Here is a 25,000-nt window from a genome sequence, read left to right as displayed (position 1 = left end):
CTGCAAGTTCCTTGAATGGGGCGGAATCGGTGGTGGTCGCGGCCGCAACTTGTGTGCCCAAAGCTTTCTGACGTTCCCGCGGGACAGGTCAGATGGCCGCGATTGTGCCCTCCGCGCGCCGGCATCGGCATGTCGCGCGTCGTTACCTGCGCCGCCCAATCATCAGCGCCGCACACAGCGCACCGCCCAGGGCACCGGCCGCGCAAACCAGCGCCACCGCGCGAAACGCCGTATCAAGCGCCGCACGCTCCGCGAGCGCAACCCGCCCGTCGCGCTGTGGTGCGAGCCGGTCGAATTGCTTCGCACTGGGCGCAACCGAGCGTAGCACCGCGCTTGCCTCGTGCGGAATATGCAACGCATCGAGCCGTGCCGACAGCGCTGCCTCATGTGTCCATGTGAACACGATCCCCAGCGCCGCAATCGCGATCAGGCTTGCGACACGCGCGGCCGCATTATTGATACCCGATGCGAGACCAGTGCGTTCGCTGTCCACCGACGCGATGACAGTCGTCGTCAGCGGCGTCACGCTCAGCGTCATCCCGAGACCGACTACCACGAGCGCCGGGAGGAATGCGCTCCAGTACGACGCATCGCCGCCAAAAAGCGGCACGAGCGCGAATAGCGCAAAGCCCGCGGCGGTGACGATCGACCCCGCGGTCAGCAGCGCGCGCGGCCCGAAACGGTCCGTGAGCCCGCCGCCCGCGAAGCGCGACAGTCCGCCGATGATCAACGGAATCGGCAGCAGTGCGGCGCCTCCTTGCGTCGCGGTGAAACCGTGCGCGCGAATCAGCGTGAACGGCAGAAAGAACAGCGTGCCGCCGAGACCGAAATAGAGCAGCAGCGTCACCAGATTTGCGCCGCTGAAGTCGCGAGATTGAAATACGTCGAGCGGCATCATCGGTTGCCTGCTGGTCGCTTCGATCATCACGAAGCCGATCAGCACGATACCGCCGCCCGCCACTGACGCAAGCACGGCGGGCGACACGAAGCCGTGGGTCGTCGCGAGCGTGAGCCCGTACGCCACGGCGCCGAGGCCCACCGCGGCAGCCGCCGCGCCGCCCCAGTCCATGCGCCGCGGCGCGTTCGGCTGGTGGCTGTCGGGCACCGCGAGCAACGCCAGCACGACGGTCGCCGCGGCGATCGGCAGATTCAGGAAGAAGATCGCGCGCCACGACCACGCATCGACCAGCCAGCCGCCCGCGACCGGCCCAAACGCCGACGTGATCGCGGCACACCCGGCCCAGATGCCGATCGCACGGCCACGCTCGGCGTCGTCGAACACCGCGCCGATGATCGACAGGCTGCTCGGCACGAGCAGCGCGGCGCCGACTCCTTGCACCGCGCGCGCGCCGATCAGGGTCGCGGAATCGGGCGCAAGCCCGCACGCCGCCGACGCGAGCATGAAAATCACGATTCCGCAGACAAATATCCTGCGCCGGCCGTAGCGATCACCGAGCGCGCCGCCGACCAGCACCAGCGACGCGAGCATCAGCAGATAGGCGTCGACGACCCATTGAATCGCCGCCACGCTCGCGTGCAGTTCCGCCTGCAGTGCGGCCAGCGCGACATTGACGACCGAGCCGTCGATAAACGCCATGCTCGAACCGAGGATCGTGGCCACGAGGGCAAGCCGCTTATAGCGGCACGGGCGGTCGCGCGGGGAGCCGCGCGCGCCGACGATAGCGAGTTCGTCGCACGGGCTTGCGCTCACCGCGACGGCCGGGCGGTACGATGGCGCGCCGCGCGTGGGGGGATCGGAACGATCGGGATCGGGAGGGGCCAAGTTCGCTTCCGTGCCGGTGATACGGTCAAGCATAACAACGGCGGCGGATGGTATGCAGCGCCGCGTGCAGTCCGCACGCGCCCAAGCCGTCGCCGCATCCGGCGGCTGGCCGGCGCTGGATGATGGTCGCCGAATCCTGGCGGGTAACGGGCACGGTCGCCTATGTCGCTATTGAGCGCGCTGATTGGACGGTGGCAACTGCCATTACGAACATGATGACGGCAATAACGACATCCAAAGAGACGCGAGACGAGGTTTCGCATCGACCCAGATCGGATTGCATGAATCGCAAATAACAGCACCACGCAGTGGAGAGTGTTTCAAGCTGCCGCGCTGAACGGGTTATTTCCGAAGGCTTGATGGCTTTCGTTAGCGACAGCTACGAGATCGAGTTGTTTGCAATTCATGAAGCTCGTATACTTTCTCGTCAAATCAGGTATGACAAAGTAGACGATGGATAAACGCGCAACCGGTACACATGGGTTAGTCACAGCATGATCCATGTATGGAATCCGATTGTCGGAGAGCAGAGTGAGTAATGACCCCGTGATCACGATCATTTCATCGTCCGCTAATCGAACTACAAGCCGCTCGCCACGCGGGAAAATCACCAGCCCGTCCCGATTCCCCTTTATGATTGACAGTAAATGTCCGTCCTCGTGACGGTTTTGCAAATACTCACGGTCCGGTCTTCTCGGCGGCTTGTGGTATGCGCAAAGCTGTATGTAGGAACTATTTCGGATGTCGACTGGATCCGAAACATTGAAAAAACCGCAGATCGAATCCAATACACCTTGCGCGACTTCCGAGATCCCGGACTCATAGCCGCATATTGCACGATAAAACTCGGATCCTGAAAACGCGTGGGCTTCGTGACGGCGCCTGTCCTTGTGCCAGTAGCAATAGCGTTCACACAAGTCAGGCTGATGCGTTGCTTTGGCGTATTCCATGCCGAACGGCAGAAAACCATCGGTATGGTCGGGAAAGGAAAATTCGGACTTCACATCCGAACCGACATTAGCATACAAGTCGAGTGCATCCCAGAAATGCGCCTGCAATGCGATCGGTAGTTTGTTAATACTCCATCCGGAATGAATTAACTCCCGGGCGCATTCCGGGAAATCTATCTGATCGTTTATCCGGGTCGATGATGCGGTATTGGTACTCGCGTGTTTCGATAAATCAGATTGCATGGTGAGACTCGATATGAAGCATGAAAATTTACTTCTGTCATGAGGATTTGCTGTGCGCTGCGGAGAGCTCCTTTCTCGCGGGAGGATTCCAGCCTGCTAATTTTTATATTAAACAGATTAGCGGCGGACAGGAATTCATGCAAATTATTTTTTGTGCCGCATTAGAACGTCGGATAAAATCATGAGAGTTTCTGGTTAAATAACCACAGATGGAAACGAAATCGTTGAATCATTTCCGGAGGATATTTTTCATTTTTCTCGCGAAAAATCAGCTAACGTGCGCGCACGCGAGGAGTGCCGGAACGCGCCGCGCCGTTGTCGTTCGAGGGCGCGACGCGCGGTTGATGGATTAGCGATCGTATCGATCAGACAGTCGCGCAGCGCGACGGCCTTGCTTCGGTTCGCGAGATGCCGTGGCGAAACGAGATAAATGCCGCATGCTGCGCGAGGCCTCGTTTAACAGCCTGCCTGACTAGAGTGCGGCGGCAGGCAGCGGCCGTATGTGCCGATCGTGGTCGTCCGCAGCAGGCTCGTCGGGGTCCTGATCGTCGCTTGCAGACCCGTGCCGGCGTCCCTGCCGCATCGACGTGATATCGCTTTGTATCCGGTTCGCGTTCATCAGCCGGTACAGCGTCGCGCGCGATACGCCGAGTTCGGCCGCCGCGGACGACAGGTTGTGACCATGTCGGCGCAGCGCTTCCTCGATCGCCTCGATTTCCGCCTGCGTACGGATCTCGGCAAGCGTCTTCGGACGTGCGTTGTTCGCAACAGGCAAGCCGAGGTCCGCTTCGGTAATGAACCGTCCTTCAGCCATCACGACTGCGCGCCGCACGCAGTTGATCAGTTCGCGCACATTGCCCGGCCATGCAAAGTTCGACATCGCGACCACCGCGCCGCTCGAAAAGCCGCGAATCTTGTGAGTGCCGTCCTGCCGGTACATGCTGAGCGCGTAGTCGGCGAGCAGGCGAATATCGCTACCGCGCTCGCGCAGCGGCGGTTCGTCCAGACGCAGCACGCACAGCCGGTGATAGAGGTCGGCGCGAAAGCGCCCGTCGCTGACCGCCGCTTCGAGGTCGACGTGGGTCGCGGAGATCACGCGTACGTCGACCTTGATCAGCGCATTGCCGCCGAGACGCTCGATCGTCCCTTCCTGCAGAAAGCGCAGCAGCACCGCCTGGCATTCGTGCGGCATGTCGCCAATCTCGTCGAGAAAGAGCGTGCCGCCGTCCGCGTGCTCGATGCGGCCGATCTTCTTCTGCAGCGCGCCGGTGAACGCGCCGCGTTCGTGGCCGAACAACTCCGCTTGCAACAACGTCGGCGGAATCGCCGCGCAATTGATCGCGACAAACGACCGCTTCGCGCGCGCCGAACAGTCGTGCACGGCCCGCGCAGTCAGCTCCTTGCCGGTGCCCGATTCGCCGGCGATAAACACCGGCGCGTCGGTCTGAGCGCACTTGTCGAGGCGCCGGTAGAGCCGCTGCATCGGCTCGCTGTGGCCGACCATCCCGTGCCGGCCAAGCGACGGCTTCGGCTTCACGCTCGTGCGGCGCAAGCTCGAAAGCCCATGCGCGTGGCCGAGCGCGAAGACCAGCCGGTCGTTCAGGCAGGGCTTCGTGACGAAGTCGAAGCAGTAGTCGAGGATAAAGCGACTGGTCGGTTCGTCGTCCGAGCGGCCCGGCGCAATCTGCGCGACCCAGTTCGTCTCGCCACGCTGCATGAAGGATTCGAGCGCGGACAGGTGCTGCGCGGCACAGTCTTCAGGCAGGTCGACGAGGCCGACCTTGATGTCGCCGCGGTCGAGCAGACGCTCGGCGAGGGCAGGCGTTTTCGCATGGACGACATGCCAGCCGGCCGCCGTCAGGAATTGCGCGAGAGGCTCGTCCAGTGCGGATGAGATGCAAAGCACGGTGCGCTCGGCGGCGCCCGTCGTTGAGGTGGAATGCATGGTACCCCCCGGTTGGATATTGGCCGGGCGCGGCGGCACGCGGCCAGTGATCCTTCGATTTCGACAGCGGTCGTTATGGCCCGGTCCGTCTTCGCGAACCTGATCGTGCGTTGCACGTGCTGCGTTTGCGTTCCGCGTTTGCCTACGTGTCGCGCCGCATTGCGCCGTGCCGCAGTGGTCCGCCCGACGGGACATTCCTTTGCGCTCCTGCACATTTCCGTCGCCGTGGGCGACGTTCCTATCGTCGCATGAATACGGCACGTGAAGTAAAAATAATGGAAAGGTCAACGCGTTTGTATAAGCACAAATCAGGATGCAGAAACCGGCCGCGCGGTCGTGCGGCCCGCCGGTGATTCATCGGCGAACAACACGAAGCCTCGCCAGGAAAGGCTTGCGCGCCGACCCGTATCAACCGGGAATCAACCCAGTGAACGTTTCAAACGCGTGCATCGCGCGTTGTCTCAATGTTGCGACATATTTGCCACGCCATGTCTGACGTGAATCCGGCCCGCTCGGCGGCCGGCAGATTTGACCGCAAAGTCATAGCCGTCGCGGGTTTGCGGACACGTCACGGTCTTTCTTACCGGCGCCGCCTGGCTCTTTCGCACGCGATTCGCATACCGAACCCTATTCAAAAAATGTTTCGGTCCCGAAACGTCGGCAACCTGAAAGACAGATCCGCCCATGTTCGCCAGCGCACCAAGCACGGTGCCACAAGGGTTTGCGCCCTCATGGCACACCCATTGCGATAGCTCGGCCACAACGGATTCGTTGCTGTCCGGAAACATCGGTCGAAACAGTGAACCGGGACTGGGCAGCAATTTGGGGACTTTGCGTTTCGCGGTCGGGGACTACCGCGAGACGTGGAGGCGGCGGGGCCAAATGGGGGGCGACGTCGGAAGAAGAGTGGAGCGAATGATTCGTACATCGTACGGATCATTCGCGACCACCGGGACGAAGCAACCGGGAGGCGATGCCGATTTGTCCGTCCGCCTTGGGCGGGCAGTTGCCGATGCGTATCCAGGCGCAGCGGCTTTTTACGGTAGTTCAACTTCACTCTACGGGGGTTAGCATGAAGAAGGCGATTCAACAATTTCTGCGTGACGAAGAAGGTGCGGCAGCAATCGAGTACGGACTGCTGGTGGGTCTGATTTCGGTGATGATCATCGGCGGCGCGACGCTTGCCGGCGCGAGCATCCAGACCATTTTCAACACCATCTCCACCGCGCTGCAGACGGCTTCGAAGAACACCGGCACCTGAGCGACGCGGCTCCCGCGAAGCCCGCTCTGCCGCGCAAGCAACGCGGCGGGGCAGAGCCGGGCCGGCCGGGTCCGCACGCGCCGCAATGGTCTGCGCGCCAGGCCAGCAGCGTCGCGAGTTTCACAGCGCACCGCATACACCGGAGACGTCGATGAACGCCGTTCCTTTTCCGCTCGGACCCTGTGTCCTGTTGCTGGTGATCACCGCCGCCGCGCTCGACCTGCGCACGCGCCGCATTCCGAACTGGCTGGTCGCGACGGCGCTGGTCGCCGCGCTGCCCGCGCAATGGATGCTGTACGGCGCAGTCGATGGCCTGGCCGTCTGGTTCGCCGGATCGCTGGTCGGCGGCCTGATCTTCCTGCCGGGATACATGGTGCGCGCGGTCGGTGCCGGCGATGTCAAGTTGATGGCCGCGGTCGGTGCGTGGTTCGGCATAAGCGGCGCGATTGAGACCGCGATGATCGCCTGCGCGATCGGCGGGGTCTGGGCGCTGACCGTGATGCTGCTGAAAAGGCGCATGAAGGACGGCTTGTCGAACACGTACTCGATGCTGCTTTCAGTGACGGGCGGGTGGCGGCAGGTCGTGCAGCACGGAGAGGTGATGCGTGCATTGTCGGTCGGCCGGATGCCGTTCGGCGTCGCGATCGCGATCGGCGCGTTGAGCACGATGGTGTTGAGCGTGCAGTAACACGAAGCACCACAGAGCAACGAGAGTCAGACCTGCGCAGACAGGCAGAGGCTCCGCGAGGCAGGACCCGCATGTGGGGGCGTGCGGATAACGGGCGGGACAAGCACAACAACTATCACAAGCAGTGAAGCAAGCAGGCGAGAAGGCCGGACACAGATCGGGCCGGATAACGGGGCAGGAAGCGAACCAAAAAGCGAAACAAGAAGCGCAACAAAAAGCTGACCAGATACGGGGGAAGTCAGATGAACAACGCTCATGGACCGGGCGAGGCTGGGCTGCGCGATATCGATACGCACGATATCGGGTCGCGCGGCAATGCATCACAGGCGGCGGGTGTGGGCCGTGCCCCGCAGACTGTGGGCCAGACCGGCCTCGACCTGCCGTTTCTCGCCGAGCTGACCGCGAAGGCCGCCGCGGTCGAAGGCAAGATCAGCCTGGCGCATCTGGTGGAGCGCCTGAAGCTGGCGATACCGGTACTCGACGAAGTCACAGGTTTCATGATTCGCGAGCGCCAACTCGAAGTCACGCACCGGGGAGCGGCCGACTTCGACGTGCAGTACCAGTTGACCGAAGAGGGCCGCGTACGCGCGATCGGCTATCTCGCGCGGTGCGCGTATGTCGGCCCTGCGCCGGTCACGCTCGACGCGTATGTGCAAGCGGTCGCGCGCCAGTCGGTGAACCTGATGCGCATCTCGCGGCCGTTCGCACGCGCCGCGCTGGCCGGGCTCACGCTGACCGAGACGATGGTCGACGAAGTGGGCGGCGCGATGAACTCGGGCCGGCCGATCCTGCTGTACGGTCCGGCCGGCGGCGGCAAGACGCATCTGGCCGAAGCGCTGGCGCGGCTGATGCCGGGTACGATCGACGTGCCGTACGCGCTGCTGATCGACCGCTCGATCGTGCAGATCTTCGACCCGCTCGTACATGTGCCGTGCGCCGCCGCGGCGCATGGCGAAAGCACCGCGGATGCCTGCCCGCCCGCGCGGGTCACCTCGCTGACGATGCCCGCGGACCGCCGCTGGCAGCGCTGTGAACGGCCGGTCGTGATGGCCGGCGGCGAGCTGACGCTCGACATGCTCGAGCTCTGCTATGACGTCGGCGCCGGTTTCTATCAGGCGCCCGGCCACGTGAAGGCGAACAACGGCCTGTATATCGTCGACGACCTGGGCCGTCAGCGCGTCGCGCCGCAAGATCTGCTGAACCGCTGGATCGCCCCGCTCGGGCGCGGCATCGAAACGCTGTCGCTGCAAAACGGCGCGCGCTTCCAGCTGCCGTTCGACGTGCGCCTCGCGTTCTCGAGCAACCTCACGCCCGACCAGCTCGGCGACGACGCATTTCTGCGGCGCCTCGGCTGCAAGCTGTACGTCGGGCCGCTGCCGCAGCACGAGTACCGCTTGCTGTTCACGAATCTATGCGGGGAATTGGGCGTGCGCTGCGACGACGATGCATTCGATTTTCTGGTTTACCGGTTACATCAGCCGGCCCGCCGTCCGCTGCTTGCGTGTTATCCGCGCGATCTGCTGAGCCTCATGGTGGCGCATGCGGCCTACCGTGAAGAGCCGCCGGTCGCGACGCCCGACACGCTGCAGCGCGCGTGGAACAGCTATTTCGCCAACACGGGTGCGCCGGACATGTTGCCGGTGCGGCCGAATCACGCGGGCGACGTGATCCGGCGCTTCGCGACCGCGTAGTCCGCCCATGCAACGAGCGCCATCAAGAATCGAGTAACGGAATCGGTAGGAGACCGGATATGAACAACTCACGCGCGATATTCATGCTGCTGCTCGCGACGGCGGCAGGCCTGGCGGCGGTGGTCTTCGGCTCACGCTGGATGATCTCGCAGACAACATCGTCGAGCGCGAAAGTCGTCGTCGCGACCGCCGATATCAGCCTCGGCCAGCGCCTCACGCCCGACGTGCTGAAAGTGGTCGACTGGCCGTCGACCAGCGTGCCGCCAGGCACGTTCAGCGACCCGCAGAAGCTCGACGGCCGCGTGCTGAAGGAAAGCACGCTGCACGGCGAACCGGTGCTTGAAGCGAAGCTGTCGCCGGTCGGCACGGTCGGCGGCCTGTCGGCGGTGATCAATGAAGGCAAGCGGGCGATCACGGTGCGCGTGAACGACGTGATCGGCGTCGCGGGCTTCGCGCTGCCGGGCAACTACGTCGACATCATCGTCAACACCGAGAAAGATCCGGGCATGGCGACGGGTTCGCGTGATCAGCACATCTCGAAGATCGTGCTGGAAAAGATTCTGGTGCTCGCGATCGCGCAGGAAGTCGCGCGCGACGAGACCAAGCCGAAAGTGGTCGACGCGGTGACGCTCGAAGTCACGCCCGACCAGGCAGAGAAGATCGACCTGGCACGCAGCATCGGCACGTTGTCGCTGGTGCTGCGCAATCAGGTCGACCCACAGGCGGCGACGACCGCCGGCGCGACGCGCACGACACTGCTTGACGTCGCTGTGCCCGCGCCGGCTTCCGCGCCCGCACCGGCGCCCCGCGTGATCCGCAAGGTTGTCGCACGCGAGCCCACGAATTGCGTGCGGGTGATCGTCGGCGGCGAGACGACGAAGGAATGTTTCTGAGCGAATCGCCTTAAGCGGTTCGGCGACCGGACGCACCGCGGCGGCAGCAAAGCAACAGAGCAGGCGGCAACGAACAACAGGCAGTACGCAGCACGCAGCTACTCATATAAGCGGTAAAGGCAGTACGTGAACGGGGGAAGGACATGGACGCGAAATCGGCTCGTCTGGCGCATTGGTCGCAAAGGCGTGAAGCGAGGAAGCAACGACCGGCGGTGGCCAGTATGGCGCTGACCGTTATGTTGGGAACGATCGGCGCGTTCCTGTGGGTGCTGCCGACCGCGCAGGCGGAGAGCATCGGCGATCGGACCGCGTCGGCTGGCATGATCGCAAGGACGATGCCGGCTGCCGCGATGCAGGCAGTGGTGCTGCCGGCCGCCGACGTGCCGCTGCCGCAAATGCCGGTCACGGTCGCCGCGAACGCGCCGGTCCACGCCGCGCTGGGCGCCGCCGGTGCCGCCGGCGGCCTGGCGATGGTGAGCGGCGGCAAGGGACCGAACTGCACGGGGCAGGTGAGCGAGCAGAGCACGGTCACGGTGCCGCTTGGCAAATCGACGCTCGTCAATCTGGGCGAGCCGGTCCGCCAGCGCACGGTCGGCAATCCGGCGATCGTGCAGACCATGCTGGTGTCGCCGCAAACCCTGTATCTGCTGGGCTCCGACATCGGCACGACCAATATGATCGTGCAGGGCAGAAGCGGTTCGTGCAGCGTAATCGACGTGGTGGTCGGCGCCGATCCGGCCGGGCTGCAGCAGACCATTCTGCGGCTGATGCCGAACGAGCGCGGTGTGCAGGTGATGGCGGCGGGCGACGCGCTGGTACTGACCGGCACCGTGAGCGACGCGACGGTGGCGACGCGGATCATCGATCTCGCGCACGCGTTCACGTCACGCCCGAATTCGGCGCTGCCGCAGCCGTCCGGACACGCAGCGGCGGCGCCTGCAGGCGCGGGCCCGCTGCCGATTGCCGCCATCATGCCGGTCGGGTTCGGCGGCGGCGCGGCCCCGGGACTGAATGGTGGCGCGGACAAATCGCAGCGCGTGATCAACATGATGCAAGTCGCCGCGCCGCAACAGGTGATGCTCGAAGTGAAGGTGGCTGAAGTGTCGAAGACGCTGATCGACCAGCTCGGCGCACAGGCCAACCTGCAAGGCAGCATCGGCAGCTGGAGCTTCGGTCTGCTCGCGCAATTCCTGTCGGGTGGCCTCGGCCTCGCGGCCGCATCGAAAGCGAACAACTTGCCGCTTAGTCTCGCGATCGATGCACAGAAGACCGACCAGCTGGTGAAGATTCTCGCGGAGCCGAACCTGATGGCGATCAGCGGCCAGGAAGCAAGCTTCCTCGCGGGAGGCAAGGTATTCATTCCGGTGCCGCAAAGCAACGGCACGGGCGGCACGACCATCACCCTGCAGGAAGAGCCGTTCGGCGTCGGCCTCACGTTCACGCCCACGGTGCTGGAGAACGGTCGCATCAACCTGAAAGTCGCGCCGGAAGTGTCCGAGCTGTCGCCGACCGGCGTCGCGGTCACGGCGGCCGGCGTGAACTCGACGGCGATCCTGCCGCTTATCACCACGCGGCGCGCCACCACGACGTTACAGGTGTACGACGGCCAGAGCTTTGCGATCGGCGGCCTGTTGAAGAGCAATGTGACAGGCACGATCAAGGCATTGCCCGGCGTCGGCGAAGTGCCGGTGCTCGGCGCGCTGTTTCGCAGCACGAACTTCCAGGAAGACAAGACGGAACTCGTGTTCGTCGTGACGCCGCGTCTCGCGAAACCGCTGCCGAGGGCGTATCCGATGCCGACGGATAGCTTCGCGAACGTCAATGAAGGCGTCGTCTACGCGACCGGCAATATGGAAGGCAGCAAGCCCGCGGCGCCGGTCGCGCCGGCTTCGGGTGTACCGGCTGTGCCAGGTGCGCCGGCCATCGTGCCCGAACCGTCGGGCAGCGTGCCGGCCGGCCATGCTACGCCAGCGCAGACGGCGCCGCAGCCGGTCCCCGGAGCAGCCGGTGCGGTCGGCCAGGAGCCAGTGGCAGGCGGCGCGCCAGCGGGGGCCTCGAACCTGAATACACCGGTTGCGCCGGTTACCCCGCTATCGCCTGTCACGCCTGGAGCGCCCGGTGCGCCCGTGCCGCACCCCGGCCCGTCCACCAATGCCGCCGCGCCGCCGGTCTCGAGTCCGCCGCAGCCATCCGCCGCTGCCGCCGCGATCGCGACGCAGATGGCGAGGACGGCTGCATCCGACGCGCCGCACGGACCGCCGGTCTTGAGCCCAGCGCAGCCACCCGGGGCCGCAGCGGCAACCGCGGTCGCGACGCAGATGGCGAGAGCCGCTGCGCCCGACGAGCCGCAGGTGCAGCCGGTCTCAACCGCGCGCGTGGAGAGCGAGCCGCTGGCCGCGCAACCCAACGTGCCGCCGCCCGCGACGCTGCACTGACTCGCTGAACCCTATCGATGGAGACCAGCATGAACACATTCCAGATCCTGCTGCGCATTGCAATCAGTCTCGGCGCATGCGCGGCGCTCGGCGGATGCCTGACGTCGACGCCGGCCTGGGACCACAACTTCGGCTCTGCCGTCACGCAAATCCGCGAGATGCAGACGCTCAACCCGGACGCATCGAATAACACCAATCCGGTCGCGGGCGTCGACGGACGCGCGGCCGATGCCGCGCAGACCGCGTACTTCAAGTCATTCACCGCGCCGACGCCGCCGACCAACGTCTTCGCGATTGGCGTCGGCAGCGGGACGAGCAACTAATCCGCGTGCCGGCCCGAGTAGACCGGCCCGGCACAGGTGGTGAGGGAGAGTCAACATGATCGATATTCTTCTGGTTTCGGCGAACGACACATGCGCCACGCAAATCGGCGCGATGCTGCGCGATAGCGGCATCGCGCACACGCTGCGGACCGAATCGGGCGCTGCGCGAGCGCTGGTGAAACACGCGTCGCTGATCAGAAAGGCCGATCTGCTGATCATCGAAGACAGCACGCTTGCGGCCGCCGACCTTGCAGCGATCGAGGAGGCCAGCGGGCACGCGCCGAATCTCAGCTGCATGCTGGTCACCGCCGAGGTGTCGACCGACATGCTGAAGGCCGCGATGCGCGCGGGCGTGCGCCATGTGCTGTCATGGCCGCTCGACGCGACCGCGTTCGCGCGCGAGCTCGCGCACGTCGCCGGCAAGAAGAACGCGCACACGCGCCGCGCGGGACGCGTGCTGGCGTTCGCCGCCGGCAAGGGCGGTTGCGGCACGACGCTGCTCACGGCCAACGTGGGCTACGCACTCGCGGCTGCGCGCGACAAGCGCGTGCTGCTGATCGACCTGAATCAGCAATTCGCCGATGCGAATCTGCTGCTGTCGGACAAGACGCCGCCCGCGACGCTGTACGACCTCGGCACGCAGATCGACCGGCTCGACGCAGCCTTCTTCGAAGCCTGCGTCGCACGCGTGCATCCGAATCTCGATGTGCTCGCGGGCGCGGGCGACCCGGTCAAGGCGGCCGAACTGCGCGCATCGCATCTGCAGCGCGTGCTCGCGCTGGTGCGCGACCAGTACGACATTGTGCTGTGCGACGTCGGCCAGAGCATCAATCCGCTGTCGATTCACGTGCTCGACCAGAGCGATGCGGTCGGCGTGGTGCTGCAGCAGACCGTGCCGCATCTGCACGCGACGCGGCGCCTGCTCGACCTGTTCGGCCAGTTGGGCTACGCATCGAGCAAGACACGGCTGATCGTCAACCACTACGACAAGCGCGAGCAGGTCGGGCTCGACGCAATCGAGCGCACGCTTGGCATGAAGCCCGCGCACCTGCTGCCGCACGACGCAAAAAGCGCACGCCATGCGGTGAACCAGGGCGTGCCGCTCTATACGGTGGCGAAGAACGGCGCGCTGACGAAAAGCATCGATGCACTCGCGACGCTGCTGTGTCCGCTCGAAACCGCGCCGCGCAAACGGATGTTCGCGCGGCTTTTCACGGCGAAACCGGGCACGCGGCAGCAACTGAAGCCTGGCCACTAATACACGAAGCGCACCATCCAGCCGGAGACCAGCATGTCATTGCGCGAGCAACTCCTGATGCAAAGCGACCTTGTCGCCGACACGCCGGCCGCGGGCGCGGCCTCTTGCGCATCGCAGGATACGAAGGCGGCGCGCCAGGCGTACCAGCAGCTGAAGATGAGCATCCACCAGACGATTATCGAACGCGTCGAACTGGACAAGCTGCAGCGGCTGTCGACCGAACAGGTGAAGCGCGAGCTCGCCCAACTGGTCGAGCGGATCGTCGACGAAGACAAAGTGCCGATGAACGAGTTCGAGCGCAAGCGCCTGGTACAGGACGTCCAGGACGAAATGCTCGGCCTTGGCCCGCTCGAACCGCTGCTCAACGATCCGACGGTGTCGGACATTCTGGTGAACACGTCGCAGCATGTGTACGTCGAACGGCGCGGCAAGCTCGAACTGACCGACATCACGTTCTACGACGACGCGCATCTGATGAAAGTGATCGAGCGGATCGTGTCGCGCGTGGGCCGTCGTATCGATGAATCGACGCCGATGGTCGATGCGCGGCTGCCGGACGGTTCGCGGGTCAACGCGATCATTCCGCCGTCGGCGATCGACGGGCCGCTCGTATCGATCCGCCGTTTCGCGGTGAATCCGCTGACGGTCGACGACATGCTGAACAACCGCAGCTTCACGTCGGCGATGGCGCAGATGCTCGAAGCGCTGATCAAGTCGAAGCTCAACGTGCTGATTTCAGGCGGCACCGGCAGCGGCAAGACGACCTTGCTGAACCTGCTGTCGGGCTTTATTCCCGGCGACGAGCGCATCGTGACGATCGAGGACGCCGCCGAACTGCAACTGCGGCAGGAACACGTGCTGCGCCTCGAAACGCGTCCGCCGAACATCGAAGGCAAGGGCGAAATCTCGCAGCGTGCGCTGGTGCGCAACGCGCTGCGGATGCGGCCCGACCGCATCGTGCTCGGCGAAGTGCGCGGCGGCGAAGCGCTCGACATGCTGCACGCGATGAACACCGGCCACGAAGGATCGATGGCGACGCTGCACGCGAATACGCCGCGCGATGCGCTGACGCGCCTGGAAAACATGGTGTCGATGGGCGGCATCTCGATGCCGGTGAAGGCGATGCGCCAGCAGATCGCGTCCGCGGTGTCGGTGGTCGTGCAGGCGTCGCGCCTGACGGACGGACGCCGCAAGCTGATGAGCATTCAGGAGATCACCGGCATGGAAGGCGAGGTGATCAACACGCAGGAGATCTTCACGTTCAAGCGCACCGGTGTCGACCAGGACGGCACCGTGCGCGGCTATTTCTGCGCGACCGGCGTGCGGCCGAAGTTTTGCGAGCGACTTGCCGCATTCGGGTTGTCGCTGCCGGACAGCGTGTTCGATCCGGCGCGGCGCTTTGAAGTGTAACGGCGCCGGGCAGACGTGAAGACAGCGACCCAAAGGAGCAGGACATGAATACGTCGTTTATCGGCTTCGTCGTGCTGCTGTTCATCGCGACGGTGCTGGCGATCGAAGGCGCGTACCTGTGGTGGCACAGCAAGCACGGCGCGGCGGTCAAACGCGTGAAAGCGCGTGTGCACGCGCTCGCGACACCGTCGGACGCCGACGCCGGTCCGGCCTCGATCCTGAAGAACGGCGGCCGCGACGACGCGTCGTTGATCGCGCGCCTGCTGATGAGCCTGCCGCGCTCTCAGGCATTGCAGCGCTTGCTGCTGCAAGCGGGGCTCGACTGGACCATCAAGCGCTTCTTCACCTACGTCGGAGCGTGCGCGGTCGGTGCGCTGGCGGTTGCACTGGTGATGCACCAACCGCTTTTTATCGCGCTTGTGCTGGCTGCGTTATGTGCGCCGTTGCCATGGTGGGTCGTACGTCACAAGCGCGCGAAGCGCATGAAGCAGCTCGAACAGCAGTTGCCGGAAGCCGCCGACCTCGTCGCGCGCGCGATGCTGGCCGGCCATTCGTTTCCGAGCGCGCTCGGCATGGTCGGCGACGAAATGCCCGAGCCGCTGGGCGGCGAGTTCAAGCTCGCGTTCGACGAGATCAACTTCGGCTCATCGATGAGCGACGCGCTGCAAAACATGGTGACGCGCGTCCCGCTCGACGACCTGCGCTACTTCGTGATCGCGGTGCTGATCCAACGCGAGGCGGGCGGCAATCTCGCGGAGATTCTCCACAACATCAGCACGATCATTCGCGAGCGCCTGAAGCTGCTTGGCAAGGTACGCGTGCTGTCAGCCGAAGGGCGGCTGTCGGCGTGGATTTTGTGCCTGCTGCCGTTCGCGCTCGGCGGCGTGATCATGTTGATCAACCCGGGGCTGATGCGCATTTTCTGGACGGACACGGCCGGCATGAAGCTCGCGTCCACGGCGTTGGTGTTCATGGTGCTGGGCATCTTCTGGTCGCGCAAGATCGTGCGAATCCACGTATGAGATCCGTCATTCAACACGGATGCGACGCATGAACCGACTACGACGACTACAACGATTGAACGGGGGCGGGGCAACCCGAAGTGTATGAGAATCGACCAGATCGCGGTGCTTGTGTTGTTGTTCGTGATCGTATTTAGCGCGGTGCTCAAAGGGATGAGCCTGATGCGACCCGATCCGCTGAGGCGGCGCATTGGACAGATCGGCGTACCCGCCGGTGAAACCGATCCGCAAGCGGCGATGCAACAGGACGACGGCAAGTGGGTCGAGAGGATCGCGCAGGTGTCGTCGCGTGTCGCGAAGTTCTCGTTACCGAAGGAGAACTGGAACGACTCGCTGCTGCGTGTGCGCTTTCTGAATGCGGGGCTGCGTAGCGAATCGGCGCCGGCGATCTACTTCGGCGCGAAGACGGTGCTGGCGCTCGCGTTGCCCGCGCTTGCGCTGCTGTCGCTGTCAGCGAAGCTGCATAACGCGCCGCCCGCGTTCGCGCTGGCGACCGTGCTGGGGGCATCGGCATTCGGTTTCTATCTGCCCAACGGCGTGCTCGCGCGGCTGATCGAGCGCCGCAAGCTGATGCTGTTCGAGGATCTGCCCGACGCGGTCGATCTGATGACCGTCTGCGTCGAAGCGGGTCTCGGCTTCGATGCGGCGCTCGCGCGCGTGACCGAAGAGATCGGCACGCGCAGCAAGGCGCTGCGCGATGAATTCGAACTGGTGCTGCTTGAGCTGCGCGCCGGCTCGGGCCGCGACAAGGCGTTGCGCAACCTTGCGCTACGCACCGGCGTCGAGGACATCGACACGCTGACGACGATGCTGATCCAGGCGGACCGCTTCGGCACGAGCATCGGCGATTCATTGCGCGTGTACACCGACAACCTGCGCACGAAGCGCCGCCTGCGTGCGGAAGAAACGGCCGCGAAGATCGCCTTGAAGCTGCTGTTTCCGCTGATCTTCTTTATCTTCCCGACGCTGTTGATCGTGCTGATCGGGCCGGCCGCGATCCAGACGATGCGGATGCTGGCGCCGGCCGTCCAGCGTATCGGCGGCTAACGGAACGCGCGAATGCGAAGCGACAAGGAGTGAACATGAACATGCGCTCGCCGATGCGAAGCACACGGGCAATGCACCGCAAGCCGGGAACGCAGCGAACCGCGGTGGCACGCCGCCGGCAGCGCGGCGCGGCCGCCGTCGAATTCGCGCTGATCGCGCCATTGCTTTTATTGCTGGTGTTTGTCGGAATGGACCTGTGCGTGTCGCTGTGGGTGAATCTGACGATGCAATATGCGGTGCGCGAAGGCGCGCGCTATGCGGTGACCGGACAGAGCAACCTCGACCCGGATGCGTCGGACCAGCAACGCTATCTGGCGGTGATCCAGGAGATCAAGAACAGCTCGATGGGCCTATACAACATGGTGTCGCCGAGCTACACGATCACGATCAACGGTCAGAGCAGCAACTACGCGACGCAAGGCAGCTATTCGAGTTCGATGTTCGGCAATCCGGGCGACATCATCGTGTTGCAGCTGAACTGCTCGTGGCCGCTGTTGACGCCGCTTGCGCGGCCGTTCTTCCCGAACGGGTTGTATACGTTCAGCGTCGCCGCGACGATGCGCAACGAAGGTTTCTCAGGAGGTTGACGCAATGAACCACCCGACGAACCCACGGACGGCCGTCGCACGCAAGCGCAGGACGGCTCGCATCGCGAGATGCCGCGCGCGCGGCGCCGCGGCGATCGAGATGGCGCTGTTGCTGCCTATTCTGGTGGCGGTCGCACTGCCGGTGGTCGACTTCGCGCGCAACATGCAGGCGCAGATGATCCTGATCAACGTGAGCCGCGAAGGCGCGAACCTCGCGTCGCGCGCCTCGCTGACGTTCCCGATGCAAACGATCATGTCGTCGCTGACGATGACCACGCCGCCGCTCAATATGACCGCGCACGGGATGATCTACATCACGCAGATCATCGGCAACAACAATTGCGATGTGAATAACAACAACTGCACCGGTGTCGTCGTCGCGCAATACCGCTGGACCAGCGGCAATGACACATCCGCGTCAAGCAAGCTGTGGAACTGCGGCAGCAGCGGCACGTCATGGGCGACCGACGGCACCGGCAGTTGCGCCGGCCTGCCGAGCCCAGGCAAGACTTCGCCGCAAGTCAGCCTGTTGCAGGGGCAACTATCGAACGGACAGATCGCGTACGCGGTCGAGGCCTTTTACGTGCAGCAGCCGCTGATTGGCGGACTGAATCTCGGTTCGATACTGAAGACGCCGGCGCTGTCGCCGAATCTGTATGCCATGACCGTTTTCTGAATGCGGAACACGCTCAGGATAATGAGCGATGCGGGGGGATGCCGTGAAAACAACATCGAAAAAGCGCCAGCAAGGCGCGGTCAGCATAGTCGTCGTGGCGTCGCTTGCGATGCTGCTGGCGGGCCTTGGCCTCGCGCTCGACGCGGGGCTGGGTTACATGGTGAAGGCCAAGCTCGACGCCGCGGCCGACGGCGCCGCGATTGCCGCGGGCCAGGCGGTCACCCGCGGCAACACGCCAGCCCAGCAGATGACGAACGCTCAGCAGGCCGCGACCGCGTTTTTCGCAGCGAACTATCCGAGCGGTTTCCTCAATTCGACAGCGACGCTGCAAACGCCTTCGGTCACCTTCAACAACGGCACGGTGACCATCGACATCGCCGCGCAGGCGAAGGTGCCGACGACGTTTACCCAGTTGATCGGCTACAGGTCGCTTTCGGTGGCGACGTCATCGGAATCGATCCGGCGCGACCTCGACATGGCGTTCGTGATCGACACGACCAGCTCGATGAGCGATTCGACCACGCAAAAAGCGGTGCGCACGAGTTCGGTCAACTTTCTGAACAACTTCGACGTGACCAACGACCGCGTCGCGCTAATGCATTTCGCGACCGGCACGGTGGTCGACGTGCCATTCAAGGCAGCCAACGCGCGCGGCTTCGACCGCACGACGATGACCAACCTGATCAACGGTTACTCGTTCAACGGCAACACGAATTCGGAAGAGGCGGTGTGGAATGCGCGCTGGCAGCTCAATCATGTGATCACCCAGCCGTCGAGCCTGCGCGTGATCGTGTTCTTCTCGGACGGTGCGCCGAACAGCTTCTCGTCGGCGTTCCCGATGACGAAAACCTGTACGACCAACACCGGCACGATCGTGTCGTCGGACGATCCGCCGACCGGTTCGAACCAGACCGACAACCCGGGCGGCCTGTACCAGATGGGGGTGCAGACGAGCCAGGCGATGTCGGGCAACTGCTACAGCAAGACCGCGGCGACGGTCGACCATTTGCCGGCGAACTACAACGCGCACGCGGCATCCGAGCCGACCGTGACGTTCCCGATTGTCACGAACACGCCGCGTGTCGTCACGCAAAATATGAACGGTGCGAGCTACACGGTGCGCTATCAGAACATCAATCGCGCGTCGCGCAATCTGCTCGAGGCGATGGCCGCGCAGGCGCGCTCCGAAGGCATCTACGTATTCGCGCTCGGCTACGGGCCGTACCTGACCGTCGGCAAAGGTCCGGACGGCGAGCTTGGCTCGGATATCCTCAAATGCATCGCGAACGTCGCCAACGGACCCTCGCGCTGCTACAACCCTAAGCAGCCGGTCGGTGTCTATTGCTACGCGGCGACGCCGGCGGACCTGCAGCCGTGCTATTCGCAACTCGCGTCGCAGATCCTGCGTATCTCGAAGTAGACGGTGGCCGCCGTGCCCGACGAAGACAGCAACCGCTCGAAGGAGGAACGAACGATGCACATGATCGATGAAACAGTGCGCTTCACCACGTCGCTTGCGGAAGACTCGCTGAATCCGGCGCGGCCCCGGCTCGCACGCCACCACAGCGGGGTACGCTGGATGGCGCTGCTGAAAGGATGCGCCTACACGGCCGCCGCCGTCGCGCTGCTGTTTTTCACCTATCGTCTTTTCTCGCACTGACGCCACGCGGTGACGGGCCGCGCCGTGCGTCGCGCTGCTGCGCGCGACACGAAGGTACGCTATCGTGTGACTGCCCGCCGGTTCTGTCGTGCCGCGTCCGGCCGCAACCCCGGCGGGCGTCGTTTCGTCAACGGAGAAGCACGATGGCAGAACATGGAGAGGGGGGCGGCGCAGGCACGCCGCGCGCGCACGAGCAACCACCGTCGTCCGGCAGCGGGCTGCGCGGCGATATTCGCGGTCAGGTCGTGCTGGTGCTGCAAGGCGGCGGGGCGCTCGGCGCCTATCAGGCGGGCGTCTTTCATGCGTTGCACGACGCGGGCATCGAGCCCGACTGGGTGATCGGCACGTCGATCGGCGCGATCAACGGCGCGATCATCGCCGGCAATCCGGCAGGCAAGCGGCTTGCGCGGCTGCGGGAGTTCTGGAACCGGGTCACGTGGAATGACAGCTGCATGACGGCGATGAACGGCTTGCCGTCCGGTTTTTGCGGCTTGCCGGCGAGCGTGATCGAGTGGCTGCGCGACATGTCGGTCATCACGCACGGCATTCCGTCATTCTTCACGCCGCGCGCCGATGCGTGGTTCGGCCTGTATGGCGCAGTCGGCCCGGAGCGGGCCGCGTTCTATCACACCGAGCCGCTGCGCGACACCCTTGCGTCGCTGGTCGATTTCGATTGCCTGAACGCGCGGCAGATGCGTCTGACGGTCGGCACCGTCGGCGTGAGCAGCGGGCATATGCATTACTTCACGAACCGCGACATGCCGCTCGCGGTGGATCACGTGATGGCATCGGCCGCGTTTCCGCCGGGCTTTCCGTCGGTGCGCATCGGCGGTGAAGCGTTCTGGGATGGCGGCATCTATTCGAACACGCCGCTCGAAGCGGTGCTCGACGATCGGCCGCGCCGCGATTCGGTGATTTTCACCGTGCAGTTGTGGCCCGTGCATGGACCCGAACCGGAGTCGATTCGCGAGGCGATGACGAGACAGCGCGACATCCAGTATTCGAGCCGCGCGGAGAGCCACCTCGAACGCCAGAAGCAGATTCACAACCTGCGTCACGTGATTCGCGAACTGGGCAAGCATATGACCAGGGAACAGCGCGACAGCGACGCGGTGAAGCAACTGCTCGACTGGGGCTGTGGCACGACGATGCAGGTGATCGAACTGGATGCGCCGCGCTCGTGCGGCCACGATCTGCACAAGGACATCGATTTTTCGGCGATCGGCATCGAGCGGCGCTGGACGGCCGGTTACGACGATACGCGCAGGATGATCGCGCGTGCGCCGTGGCGCGCCGAACTCGACCCGATGGAAGGGATCGCGGTGCATCGTTCCGATCCGGCGGCGGTGTGACGACACCGTGACGGTGACGTAGGTGGGCGGATATTGCCGTATCGCGCGGCGGTTTTCGTAGCATGACGGTGATCGATACGCAGCTTGTCAGGCTGGCGAAAACCGGGAGAGGGTCTTGCCGCGAATACCTGTCACCACCACGCATACAACTCCGCCGCCCACCCGTCCGACGGAAGTTCACGGCGAGCCGCCATCGCAAGACAATGGCCGACGAACTGCTCAAGCGCTGCGGCCCGGCGAACCGCTGTCGCCAGGGCAGACCGGGCTCGCGGCGCGAGTATCCGCGCCGGCGCAACGGGAGACGCGTGCGCGTCCGGCAAGCGCGGGCCGCGCCGCCGGCTGGCCGGATCGGTATGCGCTGGCGCAGCTCCCGCGGGAGTATGTCTCGACGGGTACGCCGGGCCTATTTCGGGACGTCGATAGCGGGCAAGTGTTGATTTTCCATGATGCCCGCGCGTACGCGGTCGCACGTGATCCGCGGGGCACATGGCGGTTAGCGTTTCCCGGCGATCCCTCGCAGCTCGGTCAGGCGATACGGCGTAACGTGAACTGTGAATGGGTGATACACGACGACGTACGCCTGCCCGGAAGTCCATCTGCGCCCGCGCGCACCTCGATCGCACAAGCCAGCCAGCGCGCCGGTCCATCGGCGCGCAGCGACGCGCAGGTGCAAGACGTTGAAAGCATGACATCCGACGTCGATGCCGCGCGGCGCGCGTGGTCCGCTATCGCTGTCACCGATGTTCCAGCAGCCACCGCGTCGGAAGTGCCGCTCACGCCCAGGGAACAGGCCTTCATGGGCAGATGGGGCCGTGCGCTTTCGGCCAGTCAGTTTGCGGAGCTGACAGGACTGCCCCGTTCGAGAATCGACGCCTGCCTGCGCGGCGTCGAAGTGGCGCCCGCAGCCGCAACGATCGGCACGGCGGGGGCGGGGACTTCGACAGGAACGTCGAGTGTCAGCACCTCATCCGCGGCAGCCATGCGGTCGATCAAGGGTCTTACTACGGCCGTGCAGAAGCGGGTTTTCGGACTGCTGCGTGCCGATCGTGAGATGACCTACAGGGAGATCGCGAAGCGTAACAGGATCGCCAGGGCGCGCGTGGCCGAGCTCGCCCGGGCCAACGATCTCGAGCGACCCGACGGATTGAGTTCTGCCGCCAGAACGGCCCTTATCGGCGAATTCATTCGATCTCCGGATGCAGAGCGAGGCGGGCTCGCCGCTAAATACAAAGAGCCATCCAGCCTGGTGGGTTCGCTTCAACAGGAACTCGCCATCATTCGTCGGGACTGGGACCAAAGCCGGCGCGCCGATATCGCGGAGAGTCGACCGGAGCTTCAGGCGACACTGACGGATGCCGCGAAGCGGTTCATTCGGCAATGCGGAGAAAGGATGTCGGTCGGTAACCTGTCCGCCGCGATGAACCGGTCCGAAGCATCGATCGACGCATATCGACATTCGGACGACTACCGGTGGTTCGCGTCCGGTTTCGCCGCGCGACGCGGGTCGTCGGCACGGCCGGCTGGCACTGACGGGCAGGTAATCCCGGCTATCGATCGCGTCGCGGAATTTCTGCTGCGATTTCCGAGGCGAAACGTGGCCGATGTTGCACGCGCGTTGGATGTCACGCCCGATCAAGTCAACCGGACGACTTCGAATGTGCAGTCGGCGCTGCGGGCGTGGCGTGAAGTTCGATGTGGCTTGCAGATCAGGCCGTCCGTGATCGTGACGCCGCTTACCGAGCGCGAAAAGCAATACATTTCGAAGTGGCACAGCGAATTCTCGACAGCAAGTCTTGCCACGATGATGCAAGTGCCCAAGGACGTGATTGACGCGTTCGTCCACGGAAGTCAACCTTCCGCGCCTCAGCCGCCCGCGGATTCGCTCGCACCGGATTCGTCGCGCGTTCGCGTTGCGCTCGGCGAGTGGCTCCACGCGCGCAATGCCGACATCGCTGGTGGCCGGGCTCTGCCGCGAGTCGAGTACGGCCATGTGACGAGGCGCTTCGTCGCGCGATGGGCAGGCCGGCTGTCTTTACACGTTCTCTCGATCCTCGTTACCTTGCCCGAATCGGTGATCGATGCGCATGTGCGGTCGTCCTCGCCAGCATCGGGTAGCGCACCTGCAGCACCGCCGCCGCGCGCGGGCGGCGCGCCGCACTGAGTCACGCGGCGCGCGTGCGCATCAGGTAGACGCAGACGCGCTACGCGACATCATTCACGCACTTGCGTGTACGACCCAAGGAGAACATGAGTGCCTTTCCGCACGACGCATCTCACATCACCGGTCCCGCCGCAGGAACCTGGTGTTTCGCCAGCTCATGCCGAGCCGCCGGCAACGCAGACGGGAACGGCACGAGACACCACGCACCAGCAGGCTGAATCGCGAACGCCGGCCGCAGCGAACCTTCCTCCCGTCCGCGCGCCCGCTCCATCGACGCTTGCGTCGGCCACCCGCCCCGCCATTTCGCGTGCGTCGGCCTGGCGGGATGACTACGCACTGACGCGGGTCCCGCGCGAATACGCGTCGACCGACACCACCGGCGTGCTCAGGGACCTGGACAGCGGGCAGACATTCATTTTGCACGGGGGCCGCGCGTATGCCGTCGCGCGAAACCAGGCGCGCGAGACCGTGCGGCTCGCCGTGCCGGACGATCGGTCGCGGATGGGGAGCGCGGTGACGCGCGATGCAAGTGGCGAATGGAAAGCCGATGACGACGCTCGCGCGCCGGACACCGGGCGCGCGTCCAGTGTCCGCGCAACGGACCGAAGTGGTGCACTGCCCGGCCGATTGATACAAAGAGATGACCCGCATTCAATCGAGCGGCGCACTGCGCGCTACATCCTGACGCACGCGCGCGCGACCACTGACGAACTCGTTGCCAACATGCATGTACCTTGGGAGATCGTCGAAAAAGTCGCCGCGGACGTTGACGCGGTGCGGCACGCATGGTCGCATGCCGTCTCCCGCGAAGCACCGGCGGCAGCCGCGACGAGCAGTCCGCTCACCCCAAGGGAACAGGCATTCGTCGGCCGATGGGCCCACAAGATGTCGGCCGCGAACTTTGCCGGGATGATGCAATGGCCGTTATCGAAGATCCGCGCGTATCTGCAAAGCGACAGACACCGCGACGAGGCGCAAGCGTCGACGTCGCACGAAGGATCGGGTTCAGCGCCGCCGCGCACCGGACGAGAAGGCGAGCGCCTGACGGGCAACCGGCGTGGCCGGATCCTCGAACCCGACAGGCGGGAGCGAATCATTCGAAGGCTGCGGGCCAATCCGACGATGTCGTATCACGCGATCGCCGATTCATGCGCAGCCGGCCTGAATACCGTGGCCGCATTGGCTCGCGAGCATCAACTGCAGCGGGATAGGGAAACGCGGTTTGGAGATGCGCGCAGCGCACTGATCGACGATTTTCTTCTTTTTCCGGAGTCGACGCCGTCTGAACTGGCCCGGGAGCATGATGTGCCACGCACAGAGGTGATCGAACTTCGCGCCCTGTTCGAGCGTATCCAACGAGACTGGAACGCGGTCCGACGCGCCGATATCACGGACATTCGGCCGGAACTTCTGGCTTCGCTGTCGAATCGCGAAAGATTGTTCATTCAGCAATGGGGCGGCACGATGTCGGCCGATAATCTATCGATTGTCACGCGCAGCCCGGAAGCGGCCATCGAGGCTTACATGCGCAGCGACGAATATTCGAACCGCGTTCGCGATCCGCCGCCCGTTTTCGTGCTGCCGATGCCCGCGCAGCCGCATTAGGCGAGCGACG

The 25,000-nt window shown here is 64.5% G+C and carries 20 protein-coding genes; 17 read left to right on the top strand and 3 right to left on the bottom strand.

The features are described 5' to 3' along the window. Positions 1 to 142: 142 nt before the first annotated feature. The 3 genes from HV796_RS05795 to HV796_RS05785 all read right to left on the bottom strand — a co-directional run bounded on the left by HV796_RS05795 (position 143) and on the right by HV796_RS05785 (position 4,921). A complete protein-coding gene (locus HV796_RS05795) occupies positions 143 to 1,783 on the bottom strand; it encodes an MFS transporter (RefSeq protein ID WP_377695382.1) in 1,641 nt (546 codons plus the stop codon). A gap of 320 nt (positions 1,784 to 2,103) precedes the next feature. Beyond that, the gene (locus tag HV796_RS05790) at positions 2,104 to 2,976 is read right to left on the bottom strand and encodes a 2OG-Fe(II) oxygenase family protein (RefSeq protein ID WP_175225496.1); all 873 of its coding nucleotides are present in this window, start codon (positions 2,974 to 2,976) and stop codon (positions 2,104 to 2,106) included. 472 nt (positions 2,977 to 3,448) lie between these two features. After that, on the bottom strand, positions 3,449 to 4,921 hold the full coding sequence (locus HV796_RS05785; protein WP_175225495.1) for a sigma-54-dependent transcriptional regulator: 1,473 nt from the start codon (positions 4,919 to 4,921) through the stop codon (positions 3,449 to 3,451). A gap of 1,072 nt (positions 4,922 to 5,993) precedes the next feature. On the opposite strand from HV796_RS05785, the gene HV796_RS05780 reads away from it, so the two are divergent. From HV796_RS05780 to HV796_RS05700, 17 genes are all read left to right on the top strand, one after another. After that, positions 5,994 to 6,182: a Flp family type IVb pilin gene (locus HV796_RS05780; RefSeq protein WP_175225494.1), complete on the top strand. Its 189-nt coding sequence runs from the start codon at positions 5,994 to 5,996 to the stop codon at positions 6,180 to 6,182. A 151-nt stretch (positions 6,183 to 6,333) separates the two neighbouring features. Next, positions 6,334 to 6,870: an A24 family peptidase gene (locus tag HV796_RS05775; RefSeq protein ID WP_175225493.1), complete on the top strand. Its 537-nt coding sequence runs from the start codon at positions 6,334 to 6,336 to the stop codon at positions 6,868 to 6,870. Between the two features lie 242 nt (positions 6,871 to 7,112). After that, positions 7,113 to 8,561 carry an ATP-binding protein gene (locus HV796_RS05770; RefSeq protein ID WP_175225492.1) on the top strand — a complete coding sequence of 483 codons (1,449 nt, stop codon included), beginning with the start codon at positions 7,113 to 7,115 and terminating at the stop codon, positions 8,559 to 8,561. 59 nt (positions 8,562 to 8,620) lie between these two features. Continuing rightward, positions 8,621 to 9,454: a Flp pilus assembly protein CpaB gene (gene cpaB / locus HV796_RS05765; RefSeq protein ID WP_175225491.1), complete on the top strand. Its 834-nt coding sequence runs from the start codon at positions 8,621 to 8,623 to the stop codon at positions 9,452 to 9,454. A gap of 221 nt (positions 9,455 to 9,675) precedes the next feature. Then, positions 9,676 to 11,889 carry a type II and III secretion system protein family protein gene (locus tag HV796_RS05760; RefSeq protein WP_377695385.1) on the top strand — a complete coding sequence of 738 codons (2,214 nt, stop codon included), beginning with the start codon at positions 9,676 to 9,678 and terminating at the stop codon, positions 11,887 to 11,889. 29 nt (positions 11,890 to 11,918) lie between these two features. Continuing rightward, positions 11,919 to 12,212, top strand: a complete 294-nt coding sequence (locus HV796_RS05755; protein WP_175225490.1) for a hypothetical protein — start codon at positions 11,919 to 11,921, stop codon at positions 12,210 to 12,212. A gap of 55 nt (positions 12,213 to 12,267) precedes the next feature. Further along, entirely contained in the window at positions 12,268 to 13,470 is a 1,203-nt protein-coding gene (locus HV796_RS05750; protein ID WP_175225489.1) for a CpaE/TadZ family protein, read from the top strand. Positions 13,471 to 13,503: 33 nt separating this feature from the next. Next, a complete protein-coding gene (locus HV796_RS05745; protein WP_175225488.1) occupies positions 13,504 to 14,880 on the top strand; it encodes a TadA family conjugal transfer-associated ATPase in 1,377 nt (458 codons plus the stop codon). A 44-nt stretch (positions 14,881 to 14,924) separates the two neighbouring features. Continuing rightward, on the top strand, positions 14,925 to 15,902 hold the full coding sequence (locus HV796_RS05740) for a type II secretion system F family protein (RefSeq protein ID WP_175225487.1): 978 nt from the start codon (positions 14,925 to 14,927) through the stop codon (positions 15,900 to 15,902). An 84-nt stretch (positions 15,903 to 15,986) separates the two neighbouring features. Then, positions 15,987 to 16,949 (top strand): type II secretion system F family protein, encoded by a 963-nt coding sequence (locus tag HV796_RS05735; RefSeq protein WP_175225486.1) that lies wholly within the window; start codon positions 15,987 to 15,989, stop codon positions 16,947 to 16,949. Between the two features lie 35 nt (positions 16,950 to 16,984). Next, on the top strand, positions 16,985 to 17,536 hold the full coding sequence (locus HV796_RS05730; RefSeq protein ID WP_343052857.1) for a TadE/TadG family type IV pilus assembly protein: 552 nt from the start codon (positions 16,985 to 16,987) through the stop codon (positions 17,534 to 17,536). A 4-nt stretch (positions 17,537 to 17,540) separates the two neighbouring features. Next, positions 17,541 to 18,212, top strand: coding sequence for a TadE family protein (locus HV796_RS05725; protein ID WP_175225485.1), 672 nt, complete (start codon positions 17,541 to 17,543; stop codon positions 18,210 to 18,212). 43 nt (positions 18,213 to 18,255) lie between these two features. Next, positions 18,256 to 19,632: a VWA domain-containing protein gene (locus tag HV796_RS05720; RefSeq protein ID WP_246355712.1), complete on the top strand. Its 1,377-nt coding sequence runs from the start codon at positions 18,256 to 18,258 to the stop codon at positions 19,630 to 19,632. Positions 19,633 to 19,644: 12 nt separating this feature from the next. Next, positions 19,645 to 19,872 carry a hypothetical protein gene (locus HV796_RS05715; protein WP_175225483.1) on the top strand — a complete coding sequence of 76 codons (228 nt, stop codon included), beginning with the start codon at positions 19,645 to 19,647 and terminating at the stop codon, positions 19,870 to 19,872. A 143-nt stretch (positions 19,873 to 20,015) separates the two neighbouring features. After that, positions 20,016 to 21,224, top strand: coding sequence for a patatin-like phospholipase family protein (locus tag HV796_RS05710; RefSeq protein WP_175225482.1), 1,209 nt, complete (start codon positions 20,016 to 20,018; stop codon positions 21,222 to 21,224). A 115-nt stretch (positions 21,225 to 21,339) separates the two neighbouring features. Further along, on the top strand, positions 21,340 to 23,385 hold the full coding sequence (locus HV796_RS05705; protein WP_175225481.1) for a hypothetical protein: 2,046 nt from the start codon (positions 21,340 to 21,342) through the stop codon (positions 23,383 to 23,385). A 90-nt stretch (positions 23,386 to 23,475) separates the two neighbouring features. Next, positions 23,476 to 24,990: a hypothetical protein gene (locus HV796_RS05700; RefSeq protein ID WP_175225480.1), complete on the top strand. Its 1,515-nt coding sequence runs from the start codon at positions 23,476 to 23,478 to the stop codon at positions 24,988 to 24,990. Positions 24,991 to 25,000 lie beyond the last annotated feature (10 nt).

It is taken from the genome of Paraburkholderia humisilvae, from assembly GCF_902859855.1.
In the GTDB taxonomy this organism is placed as follows: domain Bacteria; phylum Pseudomonadota; class Gammaproteobacteria; order Burkholderiales; family Burkholderiaceae; genus Paraburkholderia; species Paraburkholderia humisilvae.
This window is presented reverse-complemented; position numbering and strand designations above follow the sequence as displayed.